General features: G+C 52.5%; 24 protein-coding genes. 14 read left to right on the top strand and 10 right to left on the bottom strand.

The genetic code is table 11. The features are described 5' to 3' along the window. Positions 1-234 precede the first annotated feature (234 nt). The 8 genes from QOT07_RS13920 (at position 235) to QOT07_RS13885 (ending at position 10,513) form a co-directional block, all read left to right on the top strand. On the top strand, positions 235-1,872 hold the full coding sequence (locus tag QOT07_RS13920) for an ABC transporter substrate-binding protein (RefSeq protein ID WP_219016413.1): 1,638 nt from the start codon (positions 235-237) through the stop codon (positions 1,870-1,872). A 150-nt stretch (positions 1,873-2,022) separates the two neighbouring features. Then, entirely contained in the window at positions 2,023-3,660 is a 1,638-nt protein-coding gene (gene oppA / locus QOT07_RS13915; RefSeq protein WP_283603362.1) for an oligopeptide ABC transporter substrate-binding protein OppA, read from the top strand. Positions 3,661-3,743: 83 nt separating this feature from the next. Further along, positions 3,744-4,664, top strand: coding sequence for an oligopeptide ABC transporter permease OppB (gene oppB / locus QOT07_RS13910; RefSeq protein WP_112348479.1), 921 nt, complete (start codon positions 3,744-3,746; stop codon positions 4,662-4,664). 14 nt (positions 4,665-4,678) lie between these two features. Then, the gene (gene oppC / locus QOT07_RS13905) at positions 4,679-5,587 is read left to right on the top strand and encodes an oligopeptide ABC transporter permease OppC (RefSeq protein WP_099062839.1); all 909 of its coding nucleotides are present in this window, start codon (positions 4,679-4,681) and stop codon (positions 5,585-5,587) included. Positions 5,588-5,598: 11 nt separating this feature from the next. Beyond that, positions 5,599-6,615, top strand: coding sequence for an ABC transporter ATP-binding protein (gene oppD / locus QOT07_RS13900; RefSeq protein WP_099062840.1), 1,017 nt, complete (start codon positions 5,599-5,601; stop codon positions 6,613-6,615). Continuing rightward, a complete protein-coding gene (oppF, locus tag QOT07_RS13895; RefSeq protein WP_099062841.1) occupies positions 6,612-7,613 on the top strand; it encodes a murein tripeptide/oligopeptide ABC transporter ATP binding protein OppF in 1,002 nt (333 codons plus the stop codon). The genes oppD and oppF overlap by 4 nt, the downstream gene beginning before the upstream one ends. A gap of 288 nt (positions 7,614-7,901) precedes the next feature. Beyond that, positions 7,902-9,299 (top strand): NAD(P)/FAD-dependent oxidoreductase, encoded by a 1,398-nt coding sequence (locus QOT07_RS13890; RefSeq protein ID WP_283604362.1) that lies wholly within the window; start codon positions 7,902-7,904, stop codon positions 9,297-9,299. Then, positions 9,296-10,513, top strand: a complete 1,218-nt coding sequence (locus tag QOT07_RS13885; RefSeq protein ID WP_283603361.1) for an FAD-dependent oxidoreductase — start codon at positions 9,296-9,298, stop codon at positions 10,511-10,513. Before QOT07_RS13890 ends, QOT07_RS13885 begins: the two co-directional genes overlap by 4 nt. Before the next feature lie 70 nt (positions 10,514-10,583). Here QOT07_RS13885 and QOT07_RS13880 read toward each other — a convergent pair whose 3' ends face one another. The 3 genes from QOT07_RS13880 to QOT07_RS13870 all read right to left on the bottom strand — a co-directional run bounded on the left by QOT07_RS13880 (position 10,584) and on the right by QOT07_RS13870 (position 13,721). Then, on the bottom strand, positions 10,584-10,940 hold the full coding sequence (locus QOT07_RS13880) for a DUF1937 family protein (protein WP_283603360.1): 357 nt from the start codon (positions 10,938-10,940) through the stop codon (positions 10,584-10,586). A gap of 67 nt (positions 10,941-11,007) precedes the next feature. Then, the gene (gene eutH / locus QOT07_RS13875) at positions 11,008-12,255 is read right to left on the bottom strand and encodes an ethanolamine utilization protein EutH (protein WP_283603359.1); all 1,248 of its coding nucleotides are present in this window, start codon (positions 12,253-12,255) and stop codon (positions 11,008-11,010) included. 23 nt (positions 12,256-12,278) lie between these two features. Further along, complete coding sequence (locus QOT07_RS13870; protein WP_283603358.1) at positions 12,279-13,721, bottom strand: glycerol kinase; 1,443 nt, start codon at positions 13,719-13,721, stop codon at positions 12,279-12,281. Between the two features lie 300 nt (positions 13,722-14,021). Between QOT07_RS13870 and QOT07_RS13865 the strand changes: the two genes are divergently transcribed. Further along, entirely contained in the window at positions 14,022-14,786 is a 765-nt protein-coding gene (locus QOT07_RS13865; RefSeq protein ID WP_283603357.1) for a DeoR/GlpR family DNA-binding transcription regulator, read from the top strand. Positions 14,787-14,850: 64 nt separating this feature from the next. Here QOT07_RS13865 and QOT07_RS13860 read toward each other — a convergent pair whose 3' ends face one another. Beyond that, positions 14,851-15,174, bottom strand: a complete 324-nt coding sequence (locus QOT07_RS13860) for an HI1450 family dsDNA-mimic protein (RefSeq protein ID WP_004945300.1) — start codon at positions 15,172-15,174, stop codon at positions 14,851-14,853. Positions 15,175-15,351: 177 nt separating this feature from the next. Next, positions 15,352-16,812: a cardiolipin synthase gene (gene cls / locus QOT07_RS13855; RefSeq protein WP_085117076.1), complete on the bottom strand. Its 1,461-nt coding sequence runs from the start codon at positions 16,810-16,812 to the stop codon at positions 15,352-15,354. 253 nt (positions 16,813-17,065) lie between these two features. Between cls and QOT07_RS13850 the strand changes: the two genes are divergently transcribed. Next, a complete protein-coding gene (locus QOT07_RS13850) occupies positions 17,066-17,242 on the top strand; it encodes a YciY family protein (protein ID WP_071593055.1) in 177 nt (58 codons plus the stop codon). A gap of 47 nt (positions 17,243-17,289) precedes the next feature. On the opposite strand, the gene QOT07_RS13845 is transcribed toward QOT07_RS13850, so the two are convergent. Next, complete coding sequence (locus QOT07_RS13845; protein WP_085117075.1) at positions 17,290-17,781, bottom strand: Dps family protein; 492 nt, start codon at positions 17,779-17,781, stop codon at positions 17,290-17,292. A 193-nt stretch (positions 17,782-17,974) separates the two neighbouring features. Next, the gene (locus tag QOT07_RS13840) at positions 17,975-19,450 is read right to left on the bottom strand and encodes an MFS transporter (protein WP_099062842.1); all 1,476 of its coding nucleotides are present in this window, start codon (positions 19,448-19,450) and stop codon (positions 17,975-17,977) included. Positions 19,451-19,574: 124 nt separating this feature from the next. Here QOT07_RS13840 and QOT07_RS13835 point away from each other — a divergent pair, with 124 nt between their 5' ends. After that, positions 19,575-20,120: a TetR/AcrR family transcriptional regulator gene (locus tag QOT07_RS13835; protein ID WP_283603356.1), complete on the top strand. Its 546-nt coding sequence runs from the start codon at positions 19,575-19,577 to the stop codon at positions 20,118-20,120. A 165-nt stretch (positions 20,121-20,285) separates the two neighbouring features. On the opposite strand, the gene QOT07_RS13830 is transcribed toward QOT07_RS13835, so the two are convergent. Beyond that, the gene (locus tag QOT07_RS13830) at positions 20,286-20,582 is read right to left on the bottom strand and encodes a YciI family protein (protein WP_099062845.1); all 297 of its coding nucleotides are present in this window, start codon (positions 20,580-20,582) and stop codon (positions 20,286-20,288) included. Positions 20,583-20,763: 181 nt separating this feature from the next. On the opposite strand from QOT07_RS13830, the gene QOT07_RS13825 reads away from it, so the two are divergent. Together QOT07_RS13825 and tonB are read left to right on the top strand one after the other, a co-directional pair. Further along, positions 20,764-21,417: an epoxyqueuosine reductase QueH gene (locus QOT07_RS13825; RefSeq protein WP_099062846.1), complete on the top strand. Its 654-nt coding sequence runs from the start codon at positions 20,764-20,766 to the stop codon at positions 21,415-21,417. A gap of 238 nt (positions 21,418-21,655) precedes the next feature. Continuing rightward, positions 21,656-22,402: a TonB system transport protein TonB gene (tonB, locus tag QOT07_RS13820; RefSeq protein WP_261426466.1), complete on the top strand. Its 747-nt coding sequence runs from the start codon at positions 21,656-21,658 to the stop codon at positions 22,400-22,402. A 69-nt stretch (positions 22,403-22,471) separates the two neighbouring features. Here tonB and yciA read toward each other — a convergent pair whose 3' ends face one another. Together yciA and QOT07_RS13810 are read right to left on the bottom strand one after the other, a co-directional pair. Then, positions 22,472-22,900: an acyl-CoA thioester hydrolase YciA gene (yciA, locus tag QOT07_RS13815; protein WP_012145405.1), complete on the bottom strand. Its 429-nt coding sequence runs from the start codon at positions 22,898-22,900 to the stop codon at positions 22,472-22,474. A 75-nt stretch (positions 22,901-22,975) separates the two neighbouring features. Continuing rightward, complete coding sequence (locus QOT07_RS13810; protein ID WP_085117069.1) at positions 22,976-23,515, bottom strand: septation protein A; 540 nt, start codon at positions 23,513-23,515, stop codon at positions 22,976-22,978. A gap of 234 nt (positions 23,516-23,749) precedes the next feature. On the opposite strand from QOT07_RS13810, the gene QOT07_RS13805 reads away from it, so the two are divergent. Continuing rightward, a complete protein-coding gene (locus QOT07_RS13805) occupies positions 23,750-25,453 on the top strand; it encodes a SulP family inorganic anion transporter (RefSeq protein ID WP_099062849.1) in 1,704 nt (567 codons plus the stop codon). The last annotated feature ends 18 nt before the right edge of the window (positions 25,454-25,471 follow it).

The raw sequence follows: 25,471 nt of genomic DNA, 5'->3' as shown, positions 1-25,471 counted from the left end.
AGTGGGTCAGAACCTTCTTGGAGCAATAAAAGAGAATTGCTTAACATTTCTGTAAAAATTATTGGCTATGGAAATTGCCTTCTGCTAATTTCCGAGCAACTTTCTACGCGTAATTAACGGTATCGCGTCGCCAAAGTGGGAATGATTTTTGCTGGTGTCTGTTTATTTAGAATTCTTATAAATACTTCACGAATATCGATAAGCATTGCTTGTTGGTGAAAAGGAGCCTCGACCATGCAGCAAACCTTAAAGCGCACTCCATTGGCCATGTTCATTGCCGGTTTGCTGAGTCTCAGCACCGTTTATTCTGCTCAGGCGGCTGATGTTCCGGCCGGGGTGCAATTAGCCCAACAGCAGAAGATTGTCATTAACAACGGTTCGGAAGTGGCTTCATTGGATCCGCATAAGGTCGAAGGCATACCGGAAAGCAATATCATTCTGAACCTGCTGGAGGGGTTGGTCAGTACCGACGCTAATGGGCATGTGGTGCCGGCCGCGGCGACCAATTGGGAAAATCAGAATTTTAAGACCTGGACTTTCCACCTGCGGCCCGACGCGGTATGGAGTGATGGCTCACCGGTCACCGCACAGGATTTTGTCTACAGTTGGCAGCGCCTGGCCGATCCGAAAATCGGCTCACCTTACGCCAGCTATCTGCAGTACGCCAAAATTGAAAATACCGACGCGATCCTGACCGGCAAGCAAAGTCCGCAGACCCTCGGCGTTAAAGCCATTGATGATAAAACGCTGCAGGTCTCCCTGAGCGAGCCAGTGCCGTATTTTATCAGCATGCTGAGCCACACCTCGCTGAAACCGGTAAAACGTTCGGTGGTTGAGAAGTTTGGCGACAAATGGACGCTGCCTGCGAACTATGTCGGCAATGGGGCCTATCGCTTGAAAGATTGGGTGGTGAATGAGCGTATTGTGCTTGAACGCAGCCCAACCTACTGGAATAACAAGAAAACGGTAATCGATCAGGCAACGTTCTTGCCGATTTCTTCAGAGGTCAGTGACGTCAACCGCTTCCGCAGCGGTGAAATTGATATCACTAACAGCGCCATCCCGCCGAACCTGTTCGCGAAGATGAAGAGCGAAATCCCTGAGCAATTGCACGTTAACCCTTATCTGTGCACTTTTTATTACGAGATCAACAACCAGCGTGCACCATTTACCGATGCCCGGGTGCGCGCTGCAGTAAAACTGACGTTGGACCGCGACATTATCGCCAACAAGATCATGGGCCAGGGACAGATTCCGGCCTACAGCTTTACCCCGACCTTTACTGAAGGTGCCAAGTTCACGGCGCCGGAATGGGCAGGATGGAGCCAGGAACAGCGCAATACCGAGGCGAAGAAATTGTTGGCCGAGGCAGGTTTCAGCGCGGCTAAACCGCTTAAATTCACGCTGCTGTACAACACCTCCGATCAAAATAAACAGCAGGCGATCGCAGCGGCGTCAATGTGGAAGAAAAACCTCGGTGCGGATGTCACGCTGCGCAATCAGGAGTGGAAAACCTCACTTGAAAGCCGCCATCAGGGGCAGTACGACGTGGCTCGGGCCACCTGGTGTGGTGATTATAATGAGCCAAGTGCCTTCCTGAACCTGCTGATCTCCAATAGCAGCATCAACACCATTTTTTACAAGAGCCCGGCGTTTGACGCCCTGATGGCCAGCACGCTGAAGGCGCCGGATGAAGCTGCCCGCGCTGCTCTTTATCAGCAGGCGGAGACGCAGTTGGACAAAGACTCAGCGTTGGTCCCGGTGTATTACCGCATTAGCGCGCGTCTGATCAGACCGTCAGTGGGCGGCTTTACCGGTAAAGATCCGCTGGATTACACCGATGTGAAAAATCTATACATCATCAAGCAGTAACGAGGGGTATTACGTCACGCCAACAACGGTGAGTAATACAGGGAAGACCGCCTGCCGTATTCGTTCATCGGTAGCCGGTATAACAAGGTCCGCTCACGGGCAACGCAGGCTCCACGACGAGCCTGTGATAATAAAAACTGGAGTATACACATGACCAACATCACGAAAAAAACCATCCTTGCGGCCGGCATCATTGCCGCGCTGGGCATCACAGCAACCGGAAGTGCTTTTGCGGCTGACGTGCCGGCGGGCGTGCAACTGGCGGACAAGCAAGAAATCGTTAAAAACAACGGTTCGGAAGTGCAGTCCCTGGATCCGCACAAGATCGAAGGTGTGCCGGAAAATAACGTTACCCGCGATCTGATGGAAGGCCTGGCCAACAATGGTCCGGATGGGGCTATCGTTCCGGGCGTGGCGGAAAGCTGGGATAACAAAGATTTTAAAGTGTGGACCTTCCATCTGCGTAAAGACGCAAAATGGTCGAATGGCAAGCCGGTAACGGCGCAAGATTTCGTTTATAGCTGGCAGCGCGTGGTGGATCCAAAAACGGCATCCCCTTACGCCAGCTATCTGCAATACGCTCATGTAGAAAACGTCGATGACGTTATCGCTGGCAAGAAAGACAAATCCACCCTGGGCGTGAAAGCAATCGACGATCACACCTTCCAGATTACCCTGACCGAGCCGGTGCCTTATCTGGTTGAAATGACGCCGCACTACGCGATGAAACCAGTGTTTAAAGATGCGGTCGAGAAGTTTGGCGAGAAGTGGACCCTGCCGGCGAACTACGTCAGCAACGGTGCTTACAAGCTGAAAGACTGGGTGGTTAACGAACGTATCGTGCTGGAACGTAACCCGGAATATTGGGATAACGCAAAAACCATCATTAATAAAGTGACGTTCCTGCCAATTGCGTCGGAAGTGACCGACGTAAACCGCTACCGCACCGGCGAAATCGACATGACCTATAACAACATGCCGATTGAACTGTTCCAGAAATTGAAAAAAGAGATCCCGAAAGAAGTTCATGTTGATCCTTACCTGTGTACCTATTACTACGAGATCAACAACCAGAAAGCGCCATTTACCGATCAGCGCGTACGTGAAGCGCTGAAGCTGGGTCTGGATCGCGACATCATCACCAATAAAGTGAAAAACCAGGGTGATCTGCCAGCCTACAGCTTCACACCTCCTTACACCGATGGCGCCAAACTGACGCCACCAGAGTGGTTCGGCTGGACGCAGGAAAAGCGCAACGAAGTAGCGAAAAAACTGCTGGCTGACGCGGGTTATGGCCCAGGCAAACCACTGACATTCTCACTGTTGTACAACACTTCCGACCTGCACAAAAAACTGGCTATCGCTGCGGCCTCCATCTGGAAGAAAAATCTGGGTGTGGACGTGAAGCTGGTGAATCAGGAGTGGAAAACCTTCCTGGACACCCGCCATCAGGGGACCTATGACGTAGCGCGCGCCGGCTGGTGTGCCGACTATAACGAACCAAGCTCGTTCCTGAACATGATGCTGTCTGACAGCAGCAGTAACACCCCGCATTATAAGAGTGCGGAGTTCGATAAGTTGATGGCGAATGTGCTGACGGCGAAAACCAAAGAAGAACGTGCAGAGCTGTATCAGAAAGCCGAAGTGCAGCTGGATAAAGACTCTGCCATCGTTCCGGTTTATTACTATGTGAATGCCCGTCTGGTGAAACCTTATGTTGGGGGTTACACCGGTAAAGACCCACTTGATAACGTGTACGACAAAAACCTGTACATCATCAAGCATTGATAAGGTAAGTGCCGGCGGTGTGAACCGCCGGCCCATGTTGAGAATAATAAGCCGTTATCAGGCTGCAGCACAGGGTTAGGGCAATGCTTAAATTTATATTTCGTCGCTTGTTAGAAGCGATCCCGACACTATTTATCCTTATTACCATCTCATTCTTTATGATGCGTTTGGCTCCTGGCAGCCCATTTACCGGCGAGCGTGCATTGCCGCCGGAAGTGATGGCCAACATCGAGGCCAAATACCATTTGAACGATCCGATCTGGAAGCAGTACGGCCATTATCTGGTGCAACTGTCGAAAGGTGATTTCGGCCCGTCATTCAAATACAAAGATTACTCGGTAAACGATCTGGTGGCCTCTTCATTCCCGGTCTCCGCCAAACTTGGCCTTGCCGCATTTTTGTTGGCGGTCGTCCTGGGGGTTAGCGCCGGGGTGGTTGCTGCGCTGAATCAAAATACCAAATGGGATTATACGGTGATGGGCTTTGCCATGACCGGGGTGGTGATCCCCAGTTTCGTGGTGGCGCCGTTACTGGTGTTGATTTTCGCCATCACGCTGAAATGGTTGCCGGGTGGCGGTTGGAACGGAGGGGCGCCGAAATACATCATCCTGCCGATGGTGGCGTTATCACTGGCCTATATTGCCAGTATCGCCCGTATCACGCGTGGATCGATGATTGAAGTGCTGCACTCAAACTTTATCCGCACAGCCCGCGCCAAAGGCTTACCGATGCGGCGCATTATTTTCCGCCATGCGCTCAAGCCTGCGTTATTACCGGTGCTTTCTTATATGGGCCCGGCGTTTGTCGGCATTATCACTGGTTCCATGGTGATCGAAACCATTTATGGTCTGCCGGGTATCGGCCAGCTGTTTGTTAACGGCGCGCTGAACCGTGACTATTCCTTGGTATTGAGCCTGACCATTCTGGTGGGTGGCCTGACTATTTTGTTTAACGCGATCGTCGACGTGCTGTACGCCGTTATCGATCCAAAAATTCGTTATTAAGCTGGAGCACGCAAATGATGTTGACGAAAAAGAACAGCGAGGCTCTGGAGAACTTCAGCGAAAAGCTCGAAGTGGAAGGGCGCAGCCTGTGGCAGGATGCCCGTCGCCGCTTTGTGCATAACCGTGCGGCAGTCAGCAGTCTGTTTGTGCTGGTGCTGATTACCCTGTTTGTGATTGTGGCACCCTGGCTGTCACAGTTTGCCTATGACGATACCGATTGGGCGATGATGTCGGCCGCGCCGAGCCTTGACGCGGGCCATTACTTTGGCACCGACTCCTCCGGTCGTGACTTGCTGGTGCGCGTGGCGATTGGCGGACGTATCTCGCTGATGGTTGGCGTATCAGCCGCGCTGGTGGCGGTGATTGTCGGGACGCTGTATGGCGCGATGTCCGGTTACCTGGGCGGTAAAACCGACTCGGTAATGATGCGCCTGTTGGAAATCCTCAACTCCTTCCCGTTCATGTTCTTCGTTATCTTGCTGGTCACCTTCTTCGGGCAAAACATCCTGTTGATCTTTGTGGCGATCGGCATGGTGTCCTGGCTGGATATGGCGCGTATTGTGCGCGGACAAACCCTGAGCCTGAAGCGTAAGGAATTTATCGAAGCGGCGTTGGTGTGCGGGGTGTCGAGCCGCAATATCGTGCTGCGCCATATCGTGCCGAACGTGCTCGGTGTGGTGGTGGTATACGCTTCATTGCTGGTGCCGAGCATGATCCTGTTCGAATCCTTCCTCAGCTTCCTGGGGCTGGGTACTCAGGAACCGTTAAGCAGCTGGGGTGCATTGCTGAGCGATGGCGCCAACTCGATGGAAGTTTCACCGTGGTTGCTGCTGTTCCCGGCGGGTTTCCTGGTTGTCACTCTGTTTTGTTTCAACTTTATCGGCGATGGCCTGCGTGACGCCCTCGACCCGAAAGATCGTTAAGGAGTGCAATCATGAGCACCATTGAAAATCCGCAGTTGCAAACCAGCACCGCCGCTAAATCGCCGCTGTTGCTGGATGTAAAAGACCTGCGCGTGACCTTCGGCACCCCGGACGGTGACGTGACGGCAGTGAACGATCTGAACTTTGACCTGCGCGCCGGCGAAACGCTGGGTATCGTGGGGGAATCAGGTTCTGGTAAATCCCAGACCGCCTTTGCGCTGATGGGGCTGTTAGCCAGCAACGGTCGCATTGGCGGCTCGGCTAAATTTAACGGCCGTGAAATCCTCAACCTGCCGGAAAAACAGCTCAACAAGCTGCGGGCGGAAGAGATTTCGATGATTTTCCAGGACCCGATGACTTCACTCAACCCCTATATGCGCGTTGGTGAGCAGTTGATGGAAGTGCTGATGCAGCACAAGAACATGGGTAAAAGTGCAGCCTTTGAAGAATCGGTGCGCATGCTTGATGCGGTTAAAATGCCTGAAGCGCGTAAGCGCATGCGCATGTATCCGCATGAGTTTTCCGGCGGTATGCGCCAGCGCGTGATGATTGCCATGGCGTTGCTGTGCCGGCCGAAGCTGTTGATCGCCGATGAACCTACCACCGCACTGGATGTGACGGTTCAGGCGCAGATCATGACGCTACTGAACGAGCTTAAGCGCGAGTTCAACACCGCCATCATTATGATCACCCACGACCTGGGCGTGGTGGCCGGCATCTGTAACAAGGTACTGGTGATGTACGCCGGACGCACCATGGAATATGGCAGTGCACGCGATGTGTTCTATCGTCCTAGCCACCCTTACTCGATTGGTTTGCTGAATGCGGTACCCCGTTTGGACGCCGAAGGTGAGGCGCTGATGACTATTCCTGGCAACCCACCGAATCTGCTACGCCTGCCGAAAGGCTGCCCGTTCCAGCCGCGTTGTTCTTACGCGATGCCGCAATGTGCAAGCGCTCCGCCGTTGGAGCAGTTTGGCGAAGGGCGTCTACGTGCCTGCTTTAAACCGGTGGAGGCGTTGGTATGAGTACGGTAACCGACAAGAAAGTCCTGCTCGAAGTGGCTGATTTGAAAGTGCACTTCGACATTCATGATGACAAACAGTGGTTCTGGCAGCCGCCGAAAACCCTGAAGGCCGTTGACGGTGTGACGTTGCGCCTGTTCGAAGGGGAAACTCTGGGCGTGGTGGGCGAGTCGGGCTGTGGTAAATCGACCTTTGCCCGCGCCATTATCGGTCTGGTGAAAGCGACCAGCGGGCGCGTTGCCTGGCTGGGTAAAGACTTGCTCGGTATGAGCGACGTTGACTGGCGCAAAACCCGCAGCGATATTCAGATGATCTTCCAGGATCCGCTGGCCTCACTGAACCCACGCATGACCATCGGGGAAATCATCGCCGAACCACTGCGCACCTATTACCCAAAAATGCCGCGTCAGGAAGTGAAAGACAAGGTTAAAGCGATGATGCTGAAGGTTGGCCTGTTGCCAAACCTGATCAACCGCTATCCGCATGAGTTTTCCGGTGGTCAGTGTCAGCGTATCGGTATCGCCCGCGCCCTGATCCTGGAGCCAAAACTGGTGATTTGTGATGAACCGGTCTCGGCGCTGGATGTGTCGATCCAGGCACAGGTGGTGAACCTGCTGCAGCAACTGCAGCGTGAAATGGGGCTGTCGCTGATCTTTATCGCTCATGACCTGGCGGTAGTAAAACACATCTCTGACCGCGTGCTGGTGATGTATCTGGGCCATGCGGTGGAACTGGGCACCTATGACGAGGTGTATCACAACCCGCAGCATCCTTATACCAAAGCTCTGATGTCGGCGGTGCCGGTTCCGGATCCGGACAAGGAGAAGGATAAAAAGATCCAGTTGCTGGAAGGGGAACTGCCTTCACCGATCAACCCGCCATCTGGCTGTGTGTTCCGTACTCGCTGTCCCATCGCCGGGCCGGAATGCGCCAAGACCCGACCGTTGCTGGAAGGCAGCTTCCGTCATGCGGTTTCTTGTCTGAAGGTCGATCCGCTGTAACCGACAGTTTCGAGCCGTTGTGTCGCCTATTAAAGGTTCATGTTTATCATGAACCCTTTTTTCATCTCTACACAAGCTAAAACCAACAAAAGCCACAATTTTTTCTCGTTTTCACAATCGAGGTCGACATCTCTAAAATTAAATTTTTGTTGTTGATAATTATAAATTTTATTATTTATACCCCTAGGTTGTGATTTGTTTTTTAGATTTTTAATGTGTGGTATTGATGTTGTTATTGTGTGGTTTGTGTGGTTTTATTATCACATGTTTCGTGGTGAGATAACGCATATGACACAGCTAAATGAAAATGTTGATGTGGTAGTTATTGGGGGCGGTGTGGTGGGATGCGCCGTTTTCCGTCGTTTCACTCTTATGGGGGCGAAAACGCTATTGCTGGAGCGGGGGGGCGACATATTGTCTGGCGCCAGTAAGGCTAACAGTGCCATTTTGCATACCGGTTTTGATGCGCCAACGGGAAGCCTCGAATTGCAATGCATGCAGGCAGGTTACAAAGAGTATTTGGCGATCAAAGAACAGATGAATCTCCCGCTGTTGCAGACCACGGCTATTGTGGTGGCCTGGAGTGAAGAACAATTGGACGCTCTCCCAGGGATCGTAAAACAAGCCCATGAAAATGGGGTGATGGATGTGGTGCAAATTTCTGCGGCTGAAGTTTACCAGCGCGAGCCAAAATTGGCTGCGGGTGCGCTGGGTGGCGTGTTTGTCCCCGGCGAATATGTGATTGATCCCTGGAGCGCACCACTCGCCTATGTCACGCAGGCCGTGATGCACGGCGGCGCTTATCATTTCAACTGTGAAGTTACTGATGCAGCTCAGGACGCTCAAGGATGGTCATTGCAGACAAGCCTTGGCAAGGTACGTACCAGGCTGGTAATTAACTGCGCAGGCAATCATGGCGACTTAATCGACGGCCTGTGGCGAACACCAGACTATGAGATCCGCCCACGTAAAGGGCAGTTTTTGGTGTACGACAAAGCGGCCGCTGCGGATATCAATGCCATCATATTGCCGGTTCCCACACCCACCACCAAAGGTGTTCTGCTGTGTCGGACGATCTTCGGCAATATGATTTTAGGTCCGACGGCTGAAGAGCAAACCGACCGTGAGCGTGCCGACGTTGATGAAGCTGTACTCAAAGGGTTGATTGAAAAAGGCAGCAAAATGTTGCCGACACTGACTCAGTATACTGTCACTGCTACTTATGCCGGGCTTCGTCCAGCAACGGAAAAAAAAGAGTATCGAATTTATCACTACCCTCAGGAACATTGGATCAGCGTAGGTGGCATACGATCAACCGGGCTGACTGCTGCGCTGGGCATTGCCGCTCATGTGGAAGATCTTTACCACAACCATTTCAGCGATCTGTTTCCAATCCAACCGCCTGCCGATGTGCAGTGGCCGGTGATGCCGATGCTGTCGGAGTACCAACCGCGTGATTATGCCTGTTCGGGCAATGGTGGCATCGTTTGTCATTGCGAATTAGTCACGCGGCGCGAATTGGAGGCCGCTTTCCATTCCGCTGTACCGCCGGAGTGTATCGGCGGGTTGCGCCGCCGTACACGCGTCATGATGGGGCGTTGTAACGGTTTTTTCTGTAGTAATCAGGTCGCTGAAATCGTAGGTGATCGTCTGGATAATACTCTGGTCGTCGGGAGGATAAAATGAGTCAGGTATACGACGTCATTATTATTGGCGCAGGGCCGGCCGGTTTGGCCGCCGCCCGGGCTCTATGGGATGAGGGAGTAAGCCGCATCCTGTTGTTAGAAAGAGAAAAAGAGGCGGGAGGCGTTCCGCGTCACTGCCGGCATCCGACATTTGGTATACAGACCTTCCACCGACCGATGAAAGGGCACGTTTGGGCTGCACGAATAGTGAGTATGGTGCAGAAAAATTGTGAAATCAGGACCAGCACTACGGTGGTGAGTATCGAGCCGGGTGGCAAAGTGACTATTTCATCCGATCGGGGTCTTGAAACCTTACGGGCGAAACGTGTGATTATTGCCACAGGCGTGCGCGAAACGCCACGCCATGCCAGGCTGGTTAGTGGCGTCAGGCCTCAGGGGGTACTGACCGCGGGGGCATTGCAACAGTTTATCTATCTGAAAAAACTCCTACCAGGCATTAAGCCGGTGATCATAGGGTCCGAATTAGTCAGTTTTTCCACTATCTGGACGCTACGCAATGCGGGTATCAAGGCAGTGGCGCTGATTGATGAAAACACCCGACCAACGACCTTTCGTCTCGCGGCATTATATGCCCGCGTTATGGGCGTGAAGCTCCACCTGGGGGCTCATATTACGCAGATCAACGGTAGCGAACGGGTAGAAAGCATTGAATTTACCGGCGCAGACGGCAGCTCGCAGCAACTGGCTTGTGACAGCATTATCTTTACCGGGCGTTTTACCGGTGAGTATACGTTGATTCGTAATAGTCACCTGGCTTATGAACCTGATAGTGGCCGTCCGTGGTTTGATCAGCATGGCCGCTGTTCTGATCGAGATTATTATGTGGTGGGCAATATGACCCATCCGGCAGATATGGGGGATCAGTGCTATCAGGAGGGCTTGCGCGTAGGGCGGCAGGTGGCACAAGCATTATGCCAAGATGACACACAACGTTTTAATATTTTCATTCAACTGGACGACGTATTCCGTATTTCTGCACCCAACGTACTTTCTGTCTCGCCACAAGCTGCAGAGCACGTCACGCTGAACGTGCGCGTTAACCGTTACCATAACGGCGAGATTATCGTACGCGATGGTCAAAATGAGCTTTATCGGGCGAAACACCGTTGCTTACCTGAACGCCGTATTCTTTTGAAGAACATCGATATTTCAGCTGTTGTCCCAGGCAGTCAAATAACCGTTATCGCTCGATAGCGGTTCTTACCTCCGGTACCAATGAATAAGCCTGCAAATTTGCAGGCTTATTTTTTAAGATTCCAATGGGTTATTTAAATTCGTGCTCAACCTCTGACCACAGGCTTACGCGTTGATTACGCGATTGGTAGAACTCAATCTCTCGCTTAATGCCTGCACTCTTATCCCAGCCAGCAAGATCCAAAATAATCAATTCTTCCATCATATCTAAAAACAGGGCGTCAACGGGTGCCCACATTTTGCCTATCCCTGCTTTATCGGTGTGCTGCAACTGTAGATTAATTGGGTGTGACATTGTCACCTGACTGAATGCCGCATGGCCAGCCTCGATAATGTGGGCAGCAACTCGATTGCAGGCAAGGAATCGTTCCTGTATCACGTTCTCGTCGGCATGACTGTAGGGGCAGGCAAGGAATATCTTACGCATGGTGACCTCATGGATTTAAAAGAAAGCTGTGCCCTGTACAGGCACAGCAAGGGAGTCAATTAGGGGATTAAAGGGGTTGGGGGACTGCCGGTAGATCGTTTTGCGCAGCCTCCTCTTCGACCATGTCACGTTGTTCCATACGCTGAGCTTCCGGCACGGAAATGAAGATCGCAATGGCAACAGCAATGGCACCGGCAAGGAATTTGCCGGCCATAATGGGAAGGACAAGGGTTGGCTGGAAGTTAGCGGTGAAGGCCAAATGGTCGCCTAACGTGGCTTGAGCGCAGATACCAAAGGCGACGCATAGTACCTTGTCACGGGCGCGCATATCTTTGAACAGGTGATAAACGGCGATGATATTGGCCAGCACCATCACCATGCCAAGGGCCCCGGCGTCTGTTAGCCGAAGTTGACGGCCAATAAACTTCATTGGGCGCTGACAATATTTTTGGAACAGATAGCAAATCGGAAAGGTGCCCGCCAACATGATGCCAATATAGCCGGCAATCTCAATGGCCCGATAAAGTTCTTTTTCGTCGGCGAAGAGAGGATCAAATACCCAGCCGCCAAAGAGTTTGCTGAAGACGCCTGTGAAGTGCTGAATAATGCAGGCGGCCAGCACCATCTTAATAAAGGCATCCATAATTTTGCCAAAGAACAGGAAGCATTTAACCATCAAAAGGGTTCGGTACTTCAGTCCCAAGGCCAGCAGAATGCAAAAGACAAACAGGGGGGAAAGCAGTTGTAGGGCATTGAAAAAATCGATGCTCAAGTAATGGTTGGCGGGTGAAGACGTTGAGATGATATCCCTTACAGGAATATTATTGAATGTGATGATCGTCAATGAAATCAAGACCCCAAACGGGATGCTGATTAAGCCTGCCATGGCGCCCAGGGCCAGATACTTGTGGTCTTTCTGTTGTAACATCACCAGACCGACCGGGATCAAATAAACTATGCTGGCACCAGAGGTGTAACCAATCAACATTGCGGTAATCCATTGATCCCGGTTAGCAGCGATGGCGTCCGCCAACTGATAGCCACCTATATCAACGGCGATAATGGAAAGGGCGGCAATGGATGCATCCGAGCCCATTGATTGGAACAGGGGACCGACGGTGTAGGTAATGGCGTAAGAAAGGATCGGGATCGCCGCCATAATACCGGCTTGTGCCAGAAACACGGGGCCAATGGAGTGAATGCCATTGACGAATTCTTTGCCTAAACCGCTTTCAGGTTTGATCACCGATGCCATGGCACCGAGCAGGGTTCCGGCCATAATGATATAGATGATGATGTTGCCAATCTCAGACATAATTGCCTCCATTTTCTTATTATTTATTCGCTACGCAGGTTGCGGGATCGGGAAATAATGTCCTTATATTTCTCAAAATAAGGAGACAGATCGCGCGCAGCGGGTTCAGTAGTGATGTGTTGTGTTCTGACGTTCATCGGATGGGCATTACCTAAACCCTTACGCGCCAGCAAAGCGACGCCCTGAGCGGTAATTTCTCGGTTAGACGGGGTGACGATGCGTTTTTGGATCAGGTTGGCAAGAAACTGCTTAAAGTAGAGGTTTGCCGATAAGCCGCCGTCCACGGAGATGGTGTCGCCAATAGGGCGAATTTGGTCCATGGCGTAAATCACTTCGGCCGAGCGCATGGCAATCCCTTCAAGAATGGACTGCAGCATATCTTTACGTTCGGTTTCCAGCGACAGTCCGGCCCAGAGTCCTGCAGCGGAGCGATCCCAATAAGGGCAGCCCAACCCGGAGAGCGCAGGGACAAATGCCAATCCGCGAGCAATAGCGGGTTCATCCGGGAAATCGGAGAACTCCTCGATATCACTGTACAAGCCGATCTTTTTGGCCCAATTGATGGCTGATGCTGCGTTATAGACGCCGCCATCCAGGCCATAGAGCGGAGGTTCGCCCGGCAGTTTCCAACATAGCGTGGGTAACAGGCCCGAACTCTGCGCATCGGGTACCTCGGTGCCGGTAATTGACTGCAAAAATGCGCCGGTACCGAAAGTGATTTTCATCTGGCCGGGTTGCAGGCAGCCATGGCCATAGGTACCGGCGAACTGATCGACGATGCAGGCGGTCAGTGGGGTGGTATTGCCGGAATAAGTCACGTCTCCAAAATGGCCGATATTATCCCTAATTTCGGGCAAGGCGCTGATGGGGACGCCAAAGATCCGGCACAGTTCTTCATCCCATTGCAGGGTATGAATATTGAACAGCGAAGTTCGCGAAGCTGAGTTGTAATCCGTGGCGTGAGTACCGCACAGATGGAACATGAAAAAACTGTCCATAGTGCCAAGTCGTAAATATCCGCGGCGTGAAAGCTCGCGGGCGCCGGGCACATTACGCATGATCCAACCCAGTTTACTGGCCGAGAAATAGGTATCCAGTGGCAAGCCGGTTTTTGCCCGAACGGTTTCTTCCACACCGTCAATGCGCAGACGACGGAGGGTGGATTCAGTACGCTGGTCTTGCCAAATAATGGCGTTATACAGTGGTAAGCCGCTTTGTGCATCCCATGCGACGACGCTCTCACCCTGATGTGCCAAACCAATCGCATCTACCACACCGCATTGGCTAAGGCAGGAGCGGATATTACGCAAGATCTCTATAGGATCGTGTTCAACCCAACCTGGATTGGGCGTTAATTGTTTATGTGCAATGGCGGCGGGGGAAAAGTGTTTTCCATCCTCGCCGAACACCACGACGCGTGTTCCGGTTGTTCCTTGGTCAATGGCTGCATAGCGTTGGTTCAGCATAAAGCCCTCAGGTCTACTTGTGGTTTAGATGTTGTCATTGTGCCCGTTTATATTACTTATTATCATTAAAACACATTAAATCAACATTAAAATCACAACATTCGATTTAATTGTGACCAATATCGTGTTTTTTACTTATGACAGTGTGGTTATGATGTGGTTGTTGCTGTGTTTTTGTGTGTGAAAGTTCAATAGGCTGTTGCTTCATGGTTTGAGTTGGTGAACAATTGCCAACTAAGCAATGAAAACCCTTAAATCCACAGTTTTTATCATGTTAAATGCAACGAAATGGGTCAGAAGATGGATTATTCAAACGCACTAGAACGCAGAAATATCATTCTCGAAAAGTTGAAAACTAACGGGCAAGTGTTTGTTAATGAACTGGCTGATGACTTTAATGTTTCGCAGGAGACCATTCGCAGAGATCTCAATAAGCTTGAAGAACTCAAACACATCAAGAAAATCCATGGTGGGGCAGTCATCGCTCAGTTTGGGTTTGAGCTGGAGTTTAATCAGCGAGCCAGATTGGCTGAGGATGATAAAAAGGCCATCGCCGTGAAAGCAGCCGAATTGATCAAGCCTGGTGACTCAATGTTCATCGACTTTGGTACCACGACGCTGGAGTTTGCCAAGCAGATTACTAACATTAACCAGCTTACCGTCATCACCAATTCGCCCGTTATTGCCAACCTGTTTCATGACAATACGACGATCAACCTGATTTTGATCGGCGGGCAATTTGGCCTGTCAAAAATGGAATGTATTGGGCCGGTGGCATTGCAGGGAATCAGTGCTTTCTATGCGGATTATGCTGTTATCGGCGCGGGGGCGGTGAGCCCGAAAGCGGGGGTGATGGATCAAGATTTGAACGAAGCGGCGATTGCCCGTCAGATGATCAAAAATAGCAACAAAACCATTGTCCTCGCCGATGGGCATAAACTGAATAACCATGCGACAGGGCTGGTGGCAGAGTTAAAAGAGATCTCGTGGCTGGTGACCAGCGACCCGGAGAAAAAATTGAAGAACCTGGTTTTCCCGGCAAATCTCCAGGTGATTGTAGCCTGACGGGAAGGGTATAAAACCATGCCAGTCACGATGACAGGCATGGTTTATATTGATGCTTGCGCTGTTACTCTTTCCACAGAATGTGGCAAAGCTTGTGGTCTTTCTCTCGGCACAGCAGCACGCGGGCAAACACGTCATTGATCGGTTCGCCATCGCTGTCCGCCAGGCCAATCACCACTTCGGCGAAGAAGTCCGGGTTCAGGTCAAAATCCACATGCTCCGACCAGTCTTCCGCCGGGTCATACAGTTCGGCGCCACCGCGTTCTTCAAACTGCAGGTTGAACAGCAGAATATCCGCCGGATCCAGATTGTCGCCGGCCAACTCCAAAAAGATGTCGTAAGCCTGTTCCAGCGTTTCGTCTTCAGTAAGGCGGTTATTCAAATCCATAATTAAATCCCGATAACAAATGATTCCTCATTATACCCTATGAATTTCAAGTTGTAGCTAGGCGACCAGATCATTCATCCTCAGATTGGTAGGGGCGCTGCATGCTGCGCCCGTGTTAATCGGGGCGAATTTGTTCGCCCCCTACGGAAAGGGTATAAAGCATGCCCGCTACGGCATTTATAACAGCGGGCTGAAAAAGTAGAACAGGCGCTCAACAATACGGTGCCAGAACGGCCGCTTCTGCCACTCTTTGGCATTCAGCAACTGCGAGCGGGCTATATAGTCATCCTGCACGCAGGCCAGATCGCTGCCGAAACCGTCATCGTCGATCACCAGTGTGATTTCGAAATTCAGCCACAGGCTACGCATATCCAGATTCACCGTGCCAACCAGACTGAGTTGACCATCAACCAGTACGCTCTTGGTATGCAGCAGGCCGTCTTCAAACTGGTAGATATTGACGCCTGCTTCCAGCAGTTCGGAGAAGAAAGAGCGACTGGCCCAGCGTACCATCGTGGAGTCGTTGTCGCGTGGCACAATAATGCTGACTTCAACCCCGCGCAGTGCGGCGGTGCAGATCGCATGCAGCAAATCGTCACTTGGCACGAAGTAGGGGGTGGTCATGATCAACTGTTCACGTGCTGAGTAAACCGCGGTCAGCAGCGCCTGGTGGATCATTTCTTCCGGGAAGCCGGGACCGGAGGCGATAACCTGGATAGTGTGACCGCTTTCCTGTTCGAACGGCATGATATTGACGTCCGGCGGCGGTGGCAGGATCCGTTTACCGGTTTCAATCTCCCAGTCACAGGCATAAACGATACCCATGGTACTGGCGACCGGGCCCTCCATACGTGCCATCAGATCGATCCACTGACCGACACCGGCGTCCTGTTTGAAATAGCGTGGATCGACCATATTCATACTGCCGGTGTAGGCAATATAGTTGTCAATCAGTACCACTTTACGGTGTTGACGCAAATCCATCCGACGCAGGAATACGCGGAACAGGTTGACCTTGAGTGATTCCACCACCTCGATGCCGGCATTACGCATCATGCCGGGATAGGGGCTGCGGAAGAACTGCAGGCTGCCGGCAGAGTCCAGCATCAGGCGACAATGTACACCGCGGCGCGCAGCGGCCATCAGGGATTCGGCCACCTGATCCACCAATCCGCCGGGTTGCCAGATGTAAAACACCATCTCAATATTATGGCGCGCCAGCTCAATATCACGGATTAGCGCTTTTAGCGTTGCGTCGGTGGTGGTGAGTAACTGAAGTTGGTTGCCCTTGACGCCATCAATACCCTGGCGACGATTGCACAGTTGGAACAGGGGTCTGGCGACCTCGCTGTAATCGGTGGCGAAGATGCGCTGGCTCTCTTTTAATTCGCTCAGCCAGCGTGCGGTAGAAGGCCACATCGCCTTGGCGCGTTCGGCGCGGCGTTTGCCCAGATGCAATTCACCAAAGGATAAATAAGCCACAATACCGAACAGCGGCAGAATATAGATAACCAGCAACCAGGCCATAGCGGAAGGTACAGCGCGGCGTTTCATCAGAATACGCAGTGTCACACCGGCGATAAGCAGCCAGTAACCAAAGACCATGAGCCAACTGATTACGGTATAAAATGTTGTCATAAAGGCGAAAAATCCCGTTCGCAAACCACCAACGATGAGTGTACGCACAGAACGCTAAAGGGGAAACCTTTTCTCGGCGCTTATGTTGCAAAAATATGATTGGCTTAAGGCACTTGCTGTAAACAAAAAATACATTTTTCGCCGGTTGTCGCGTCGCCCAGTCGGATTAAAATACGGCGAACTGAGGCTTGGATCGCTCAGCGAAAGGGCTATAATGCCCGCCGTAGGTTTTTGACGGATGAGTGACAAAACGATGAGACGCAGTAGAAACGAGGTGGGCCGCTGGCGGATGCTAAGACAGAGTCAGCGCCGCAGGCATCGCTGGTTGGAACGCCAGTCTTGTAGCAATCGGCATATTATTCGGGTGCGACGTCGCCTGGATGACCAACACCGACGTTCATTGCTGTTTGTGGTGGCCTACGAGTGGTAAAGCAAAAACAGTCCCTGAGGGGACTGTTTTGTTAACTGCGGCTGGGTTTATTTCCCCAGATAGGCGTTAAGCATCCAAACCTGCTTTTCCTGCTCTTTGATGTAGTCGCTCATCAGTGAGGCCGTCCCTTCATCACCCGCATCGGCGGCCAGTGTCAACAGGTCGCGCTGCTGTTGCAGCAGCACCGAATAACCGTGCAGCAATCCACCCAGCGTGCCTTTATCGTCGGTGACGTTGGTGTCTTCCTTGATGTCGGAAGTTTTCAGATAATCGCTGAAGGCATGACGCGGCTGCGAACCCAGGGTCAGAATACGTTCCGCCAACTCATCAACCTTGGTCAGCAGATCGTTATAGGTTTCTTCAAATTTGACGTGCAGCTCAAAGAAATGCGGGCCGGAAATGTTCCAGTGGTAACCGCGCACGTTCATATACAGCACCTGATAATTCGCCAGCAGCGCATTCAACGCCTCCGATAGTTTTGCCGATTGTTTACTGTCCAGGCCGATATGGTTTTTAGCTGCTTTCTTCGTCGTTGCCATAATAATCTTCTCCTGATTATTTGATTCGATGATTTACACAATATCCATAACAAACACAGTAACCGGATTTATCGCAGGGTTAAAGACGATCAAAAGCATCAATGCAATCGTTGAAACCAATAACGATAAATCCGACAAGCAAATTGCCAATTCAGTTTAAGCAGAATGCGTTAACAACAAAAGCGGCTTCTTATCATTCCTTGCGCAAGGCCATTTTTGCCACACCGGCACCCAGCACCATCAGTAATGCCGCCGTGATCAGCACCACGATAAATGCGCGGTCGAAAGCCAGGCGGGCCAGTTGCTTCAGCTGTTGTGCCTGATCGGCGGCCAGAGTTGAGGCCAACCGCAAGGCCTCATCGATACTGTCGTAAGCGACTTCACTCACCGGCAGACTGCCAGGCAGCGCCAGACTGTGGCTATAGATAGCGGTCATCAACCCACCCAGCAAGGTGATGCCCAGAACGCCACCCAGTTCATAGGACACATCTTCGATCGACGCCGCCATACCGGATTTTTCTTCCGGAGCATTGAGCATGATGGCGGTCGACGCGGCGGTAATTACTCCCCCAAGACCAAAACCGGCGATAAACAGGCAAACCAACTGCAGCACCAGGCTACTCTGATAAAGCAGCGCCAGGCCGCCAATACCCAAGCCGGTCAGGAGCAACCCACCAAATATCATGCTGCGCTCGCCGTAGCGTGGCAGCATTAATCCGGCCAGCGGACCGGCTAATGCCGATGCCACGGGGATCGGCAGAATGAACAGTGCCGCTTGTAACGGACTAAGTTCAAGCACCAACTGCAGACGTTGAGTCAGCACCAGCTCCACACCGACCAGGGCTATCATCGATATCAGAGCCACGCCGACGCCACCGGCAAACAGCCGATTCTGGAACAGCGAGAAGTCGATCATTGGATAACGCGCCTGACGCTGGCGGCGGACAAACAGCCAGAGCGAGAAAATACCGATGGCAGCAGACACCGTCAACGCAGTGAAGGAGGGCGTCGCCTTGCTCAGTTCCTTCAGCGCATAGATGCAGCCCACCAGACCGGCCATGATCTGCACCGAACCGATGATATCGTAAGGGCGTTTATTTTCTCCGCCGCAGTGCGGTATCAACCGCCATGCCAGCGGTAACACCACCATAACGACTGGCACGTTGATCAAGAACACCGACCCCCACCAGAAATATTCCAGCAGGACCCCGCCAACCACCGGGCCAATAGCGGCACCACCAGAGGCGACGGCAGCCCAAATACCAATCGCCAGGGCGCGTTCGCGTTCGTCGGTAAAAACGTGGCGGACAATGGACAGCGTGGCCGGCATCATCATTGCTGCACCGACAGCGAGGAATACGCGAGCGGCGATCAACCATTCGGCTGAAGGAGAAAAGGCCGCACACAGGGAGGCGACGGCAAACACGGGCAGTCCGGCAATAAACAGCCGTTTATGACCAATGCGATCGCTCAACATGCCTGCACCGGGCAGCAAACCGGCAACCACTAACGGGTAGGCATTCACGATCCATAATTTTTGTGACGCACTGGCATCCAGCGCTAACGTCAGGCGTGGCAATGCGGTGTACAGCACCGTCATGTCGATGATGATCAAAAATAGCGCGCTGGAAATCATTGCCAGGATCAACCAGCGGTTGTTTACGTGCATAATATTATTCCAAAAAAAACGAGCGACGCGGATGCGTTGCCATAAAGTCACTACCCGAACCTGTCGGGTGGTATACTGGCGTTAATATATATCCATACGTATGTATTTAAAAGAGGGTTTCTCAATGGGACGTCAACGCAGCATCGATCGTGACAAGGTTCTGGATACGGCTGAAGAGATTGTCGCCACGCAGGGTGCCGCCGGGCTGACCATTGATTCCGTTGCTAAGGCGATGGGGATTTCCAAGGGCGGGGTGCAATACTGCTTTGGCAGCAAAGACGCGTTAATTGATGCGATGTTCGATCGTTGGGGTAAGGCCTATGACCGGGTGTTTGATGCCATTGCCGGGGACAATCCCTCGGCCACCACTACCGTACAAGCACATATGCAGGCGACCCGAAGTTCGGATCAGGCATCCAGCGCCAAGGCGGCGGGGCTGATGGCGACCCTGATCCAAACGCCAGAGCATTTGGACAGTACGCGCGAGTGGTACCGCAGCCGGATCGCCGACCTGGACTTAACCAGCGAAGAAGGCAAACGTGCTCGATTGGCTTTTCTGGCCACAGAAGGGGCATTTATGCTGCGTTTCTTTGGCCTGATGGAGATTGACCAGCCAGAGTGGGACGCCATGTTTACAGATATGCAGGCGTTGATTTTGGCGAAAAAATAGCTCACCTATCACAGCGATAGATGGCGGACCGACAGGTGAAGAGAGTAAGTTTATCGGACAAGATATTCCCTCGAAGAACCCTTTAGCCAGCCACTCCGTGCTGGCTTTTTTTGTCTGTGATTTAGCGGGAAGGTAACAAGGCCTAATCCGCGGGTCGTGATTGAACTACAACACTTGCTTGAAGGGTTTGACCGTCACCTCGGCATAAACACCGGCGGCGACGTAAGGATCCTGTTCGGCCCAGGCTTGGGCGTCGGCCAGTGAGGCGAATTCCGCAATCACCGTAGAACCGCTGAAACCGGCACTGCCCGGATCGTTGCTGTCGATGGCTGGATTGGGGCCGGCAACTATCAGGCGACCTGCGTCACGCAGTGCCTGCAGGCGAGCCAGGTGTGCGGGGCGTACTGACAGGCGGTTTTCCAAAGAGTTGGGCACGTCTTGCGCGTAGATCAGATAAAGCATGTTTCACCTTTAAAATCATTGCTATAGAAGGGTAAATTTAAAGTAGCGCAAAAGGAGATACAAGGGAATGCCCGCCCGCTGGAATTTAACTGTGGCTGGCGCTTATGCCTTGAAGCGACTAGCTTTTATTCGTATAGTGCGGCCGCGCGGTTTAATGAGACAAGGATTGAGAGGTGAGGAAATGACGGAACTGGTTAGAGATAAACTCGACTTGCCTGAGGGCAAAAGCAAACTGCTGCTGCATTCTTGCTGTGCGCCCTGTTCCGGGGAGGTGATGGAAGCCATTCAAGCCTCCGGCATCGAATACGCCATTTTCTTCTATAACCCGAATATCCATCCGCAAAAGGAATACCTGCTGCGCAAGGACGAGAATATCCGCTTTGCCGAGCAGCACGGGGTACCGATCATCGACGCCGATTATGATACCGATAACTGGTTCGCTCGTGCCAAAGGCATGGAGCATGAACCTGAGCGCGGTATCCGTTGCACCATGTGTTTCGACATGCGTTTTGAACGCACCGCACTCTACGCGCATGAAAACGGCTACGACACTATCTCCAGCTCGCTGGGTATCTCTCGCTGGAAGAATATGCAGCAAATCACCGACTGTGGGGTGCGCGCGGCGGAAAAGTACCCCGATCTGGAGTATTGGGATTACAACTGGCGTAAAAAGGGCGGTTCATCGCGGATGATCGACATCAGCAAACGTGAGCGTTTTTATCAGCAAGAGTACTGCGGCTGCGTTTATTCGCTACGTGACAGCAACCTGCATCGTAAAGCGCAGGGCCGACCGCTGATCAAACTGGGCGTACTGTATTACGGCGATGAAGAATAACGCTGCATGGGGCAAAGATAACCCGCTACGGCGGTTTTTTTCGTTTTTGACCCGGGTGAATCAGGTTAATGAAGCGTGTAAAAGCCTCAGTTAAAAGGCAAATGAAAGGTTAATATCCTCATGAGTTTACAGGTTTTAGCAATGAATAATGACGATTAGAGCGATAGTTTGCCATTCGTTATTGAATATGATTGCTATTTGCATTTAAACTTGGCGAACCAGAGGAAACAGAATCATTATGCCGCTAAAAAAGATGTTCCTTAATCGCCGTTTGTCCGTGCCAATTGTCCTGTCCGTTGGCTTACATAGCGCCCTGGTGGCGAGTCTGCTCTATGCTTCTGTCAAGGAGGTGATGGAGTTGCCGAAACCTGAGGATGCGCCGATCAGCGTCATGATGGTCAATACCGCCGCGATGGCAGAGCCGCCACCGCCTGCACCGGCCGAGCCTGAGCCAGAGCCACAGGTGGAGCCTGAACCCGAGCCGGAGCCGGAACCGCTCCCAGAGCCTCCGCCGAAGGCGATACTGAAGCCTGAGCCGGTAAAACCCAAGCCGAAGCCAAAACCGAAGCCGAAGGTCGAGAAAACGGTTAAGCGTGAGCCGCAGAAAACCGAGCCGCGTGAGCCGTCGCCGTTTGAAAATAACCAGCCGGCCAAGCCTGTCGATAGGGCTCCGGTGAAGCAGGCGCCATCCGCGCCGGTTGCGGGCAATTCACGTGATGTGACGCCGAGAGCGATCAGCCGTGCTGACCCGATTTATCCGCCGCGCGCCAGAGCCTTGCAGATTGAAGGCAATGTGCGGGTGCAGTTTGATGTCGATAGTGATGGCCGTTTGAGTAACGTGCGTATCCTGTCTGCGGAGCCACGCAATATGTTTGAGCGTGAAGTGAAACAGGCGATGCGTAAGTGGCGTTATGAAGCCAAGGAAGCGAAGAATATCACCATGAGTATCCGCTTTAAAATTAACGGCACCACGGAAATGAACTGACACTGGGAGTGATTTTGACAAAGAAAAGGGTCGCCCTGTGGCGACCCTTTTTACTGCCTGCATTCCGGCTTATTCTTCGAAGCCCACACGGAAGTTCATCTTACCGTCGGGCAGGGCGCGTGAATTACCTTCGTCGTCTACGGCAACATAGGTAAACACCGCTTCGGTCGCACGGTAGCGCTGGCCGATAGGGGCTGAAGACACTTTCTTGACCCACACTTCGATATTGATGGTGATCGAGCTGCGTCCGGTGCGGATGCAGTGTGCGTAGCAACATACCACGTCACCTACCGCGACCGGTTTCAGGAAGGTCATGCCATCCACTCGCACGGTCACGACACGGCCTTCGGCAATTTCTTTCGCCTGAATAGCGCCACCGATGTCCATCTGCGACATCAGCCAGCCGCCAAAAATATCGCCGTTGGCATTGGTATCTGCCGGCATCGCCAGCGTTCGCAGCACCATTTCGCCACTGGGTAAAGGTCGTTGTTGAGTCATAGCTGTCTGCTTATCAAGGAAGGGATTTCACTATACTGCCCGTAGCAAACGCCACGGGCATTAACAATTTTGTAACTATTTTTTCTGTTCTTCCGGCATGTGCCGATAGATATAAACGCCGCTGAGCAGGGTATATACCAGCGTCAGCGCGGTCAGGCCGAACACTTTGAAGTTAACCCAAACGCTCTGAGGCAGCCAGAAAGCGACGTAGATATTCGCCAGGCCACAGACCAGGAAGAAGACGGCCCAGGCCAGGTTGAGGGTGTTCCAGACTTTATCCGGCAGCGTCAGCTCTTTGCCCAGCATGCGTTGTACCAGCGGCTTTTTGAGCACCAGTTGGCTGATCAGCAGTGCCAGCGCAAACAGGCAGTAGATGATCGTCACTTTCCATTTGATAAACAAATCGTTATGGAACACCAGTGTCAGGGTGCCAAACACCAGGACCATCAGGAAGGTGATCAGCGTCATCTTCTCGATTTTGCGGTATTTAAACCAGGTGAACACCAGCGCCAGGGCGGTAGCAACAATCAGCGCACCAGAGGCGACGTAGATATCGTAGAGCTTATAAAATGCAAAAAAGACAATTAACGGGAGGAAATCAAGAAACTGCTTCATAAATCAATCCATCATCTGTTCATCGGCCGACTATACCGGATTTGGCGGGCTCTGTGTACCGCTGGCAAGCGCTGATTATCGGCGTTTGACCGCCGGATTTCCGCCATGAAAGCAGGAATTTGCATAAACTTACGATTGAGGTCGCGAGTTCGCGGCGGGCAGATTGCCAGTACGGCATTGGCATCGCATGATACACACAATAATAGCCGGATAATTTATAACGGAAAACAGTTTATGCAGTGGAAATCTCTCCAGGCGCTGACGCCCGGTTTGACGCATTTATTAGGGTATCAACGCAGTTGGCTGAAACCGGACATCCGCGCCGGATTATCCGTGGCCGCCGTGGCCTTACCGGTGGCGATTGCCTACGCCGAACTGGCGGGAGTCAGCCCGATAGTAGGGTTATATTCCTGTATTTTACCGATGGTAGCCTACGCGTTTTTCGGCTCATCACGCCAACTGATTGTGGGGCCGGATGCGGCGACCTGCGCGGTGATTGCCGCCGTTGTGACCCCATTGGCGGCAGGCAATATGGAACGCCACTGGCAGTTGACCATTATGATGACCGCCATGATGGGCGCCTGGTGCCTGTTGGCCAGCCGCTTCAAGCTGGGTGCGCTGGCGGACCTGCTCTCCAGGCCGATTCTTAGTGGGCTGCTGAACGGCGTGGCGATCACCATTATCGTCGATCAAATTGGCAAGGTATTCGGTTTTGGCGTGCATCCGGCGCAGTTGATCGAACGTATCTACGCGCTGCCGGGCAACCTGATGCACAGCGATTGGCTGACCATGTCGGTGTCGTTACTGACGCTGGTTACGCTGATCGGGTTTAAAAAATGGCGGCCCAACTGGCCGGCGCCGTTATTTGCCATCGTCCTGGTGACCTTTATGACCTGGGCTGGTGGACTGCAGCAGCATGGTGTGGTGACGGTGGGCGGCTTTAGCGATGTATTGCCCATCGTGCAGTGGCCGGATTTTCAACCGGGTTTACTGCGTGACATGGTGATCCCGGCGCTCAACCTGGCGGTGGTGAGTTTTGTCAGCATGATGCTGACTGCCCGTAGTTTTGCGGCGAAGAACGGTTATGAGGTGAACGCTGACGCTGAATTCCGCGCGCTCGGGCTGGTGAATATCGTCTCGGCGCTGTCACAGGGGTTTGCCATCAGCGGGGCGGATTCACGTACCGCGGTCAATGATGCCAACGGCGGCAAGAGCCAACTGGTGTCGATCATTGCGGCTGCGGTGATTGCTTTCGTGTTGTTGTTCCTGATGGCGCCGTTGCAGTTTATTCCGGTCGCGGGTTTGGGCGTGGTGCTGATGTACGCCGCCTGGTCGTTGCTGGATATTCGCGGTATCTGGATCATGCGGCGTCGTAATGCTCAGGCTTTCCGACTGGCGATGTTTACCTTCCTCTGCGTGCTGCTGGTGGGGGTGATCAGCGGCATTGGCCTGGCGGTCTTACTGGGCCTGATGCAGTTCCTGCGCACGGTGTTCCGCCCGACAGAACAACTGCTGGGTGTTAATGACGAAGGCATGATCCACTCAATGGGCAACAATAACGGCATTAAAGCGGTGCCCGGCGTAATGATGTATCGCTTCAACTCGCCGCTGACCTATTTCAACGTGGCTTACTTCAAGCGGCGGATCCTCAACCTGGTCGACAGCACACCGTTCCAGCCGCGTTGGGTAGTGGTTGATGCGGTTGCCAGCTTTACCCATGCCGATATCAGCGTATTGGCGGCCATCGACGAATTGAAACGGGATTTGTTACAGCGTAACGTGAAGCTGGTACTGGCAGGGCGTCGAACCGAGCTGACGCGCTGGTTCCGTATCAATCGAATGGGGCGCGACCGGGAATTGATCCTGGTGCCGGATCTGTACCTGGCGCTGAAGCTGATTCAAAGTAAGGAACAGGCTGAACCGCCGGTGACTCAGTAATCAAAAGGGCACGCCGAG

It is taken from the genome of Serratia proteamaculans, assembly GCF_949794035.1.
Taxonomy (GTDB): domain Bacteria; phylum Pseudomonadota; class Gammaproteobacteria; order Enterobacterales; family Enterobacteriaceae; genus Serratia; species Serratia proteamaculans.
This window is presented reverse-complemented; position numbering and strand designations above follow the sequence as displayed.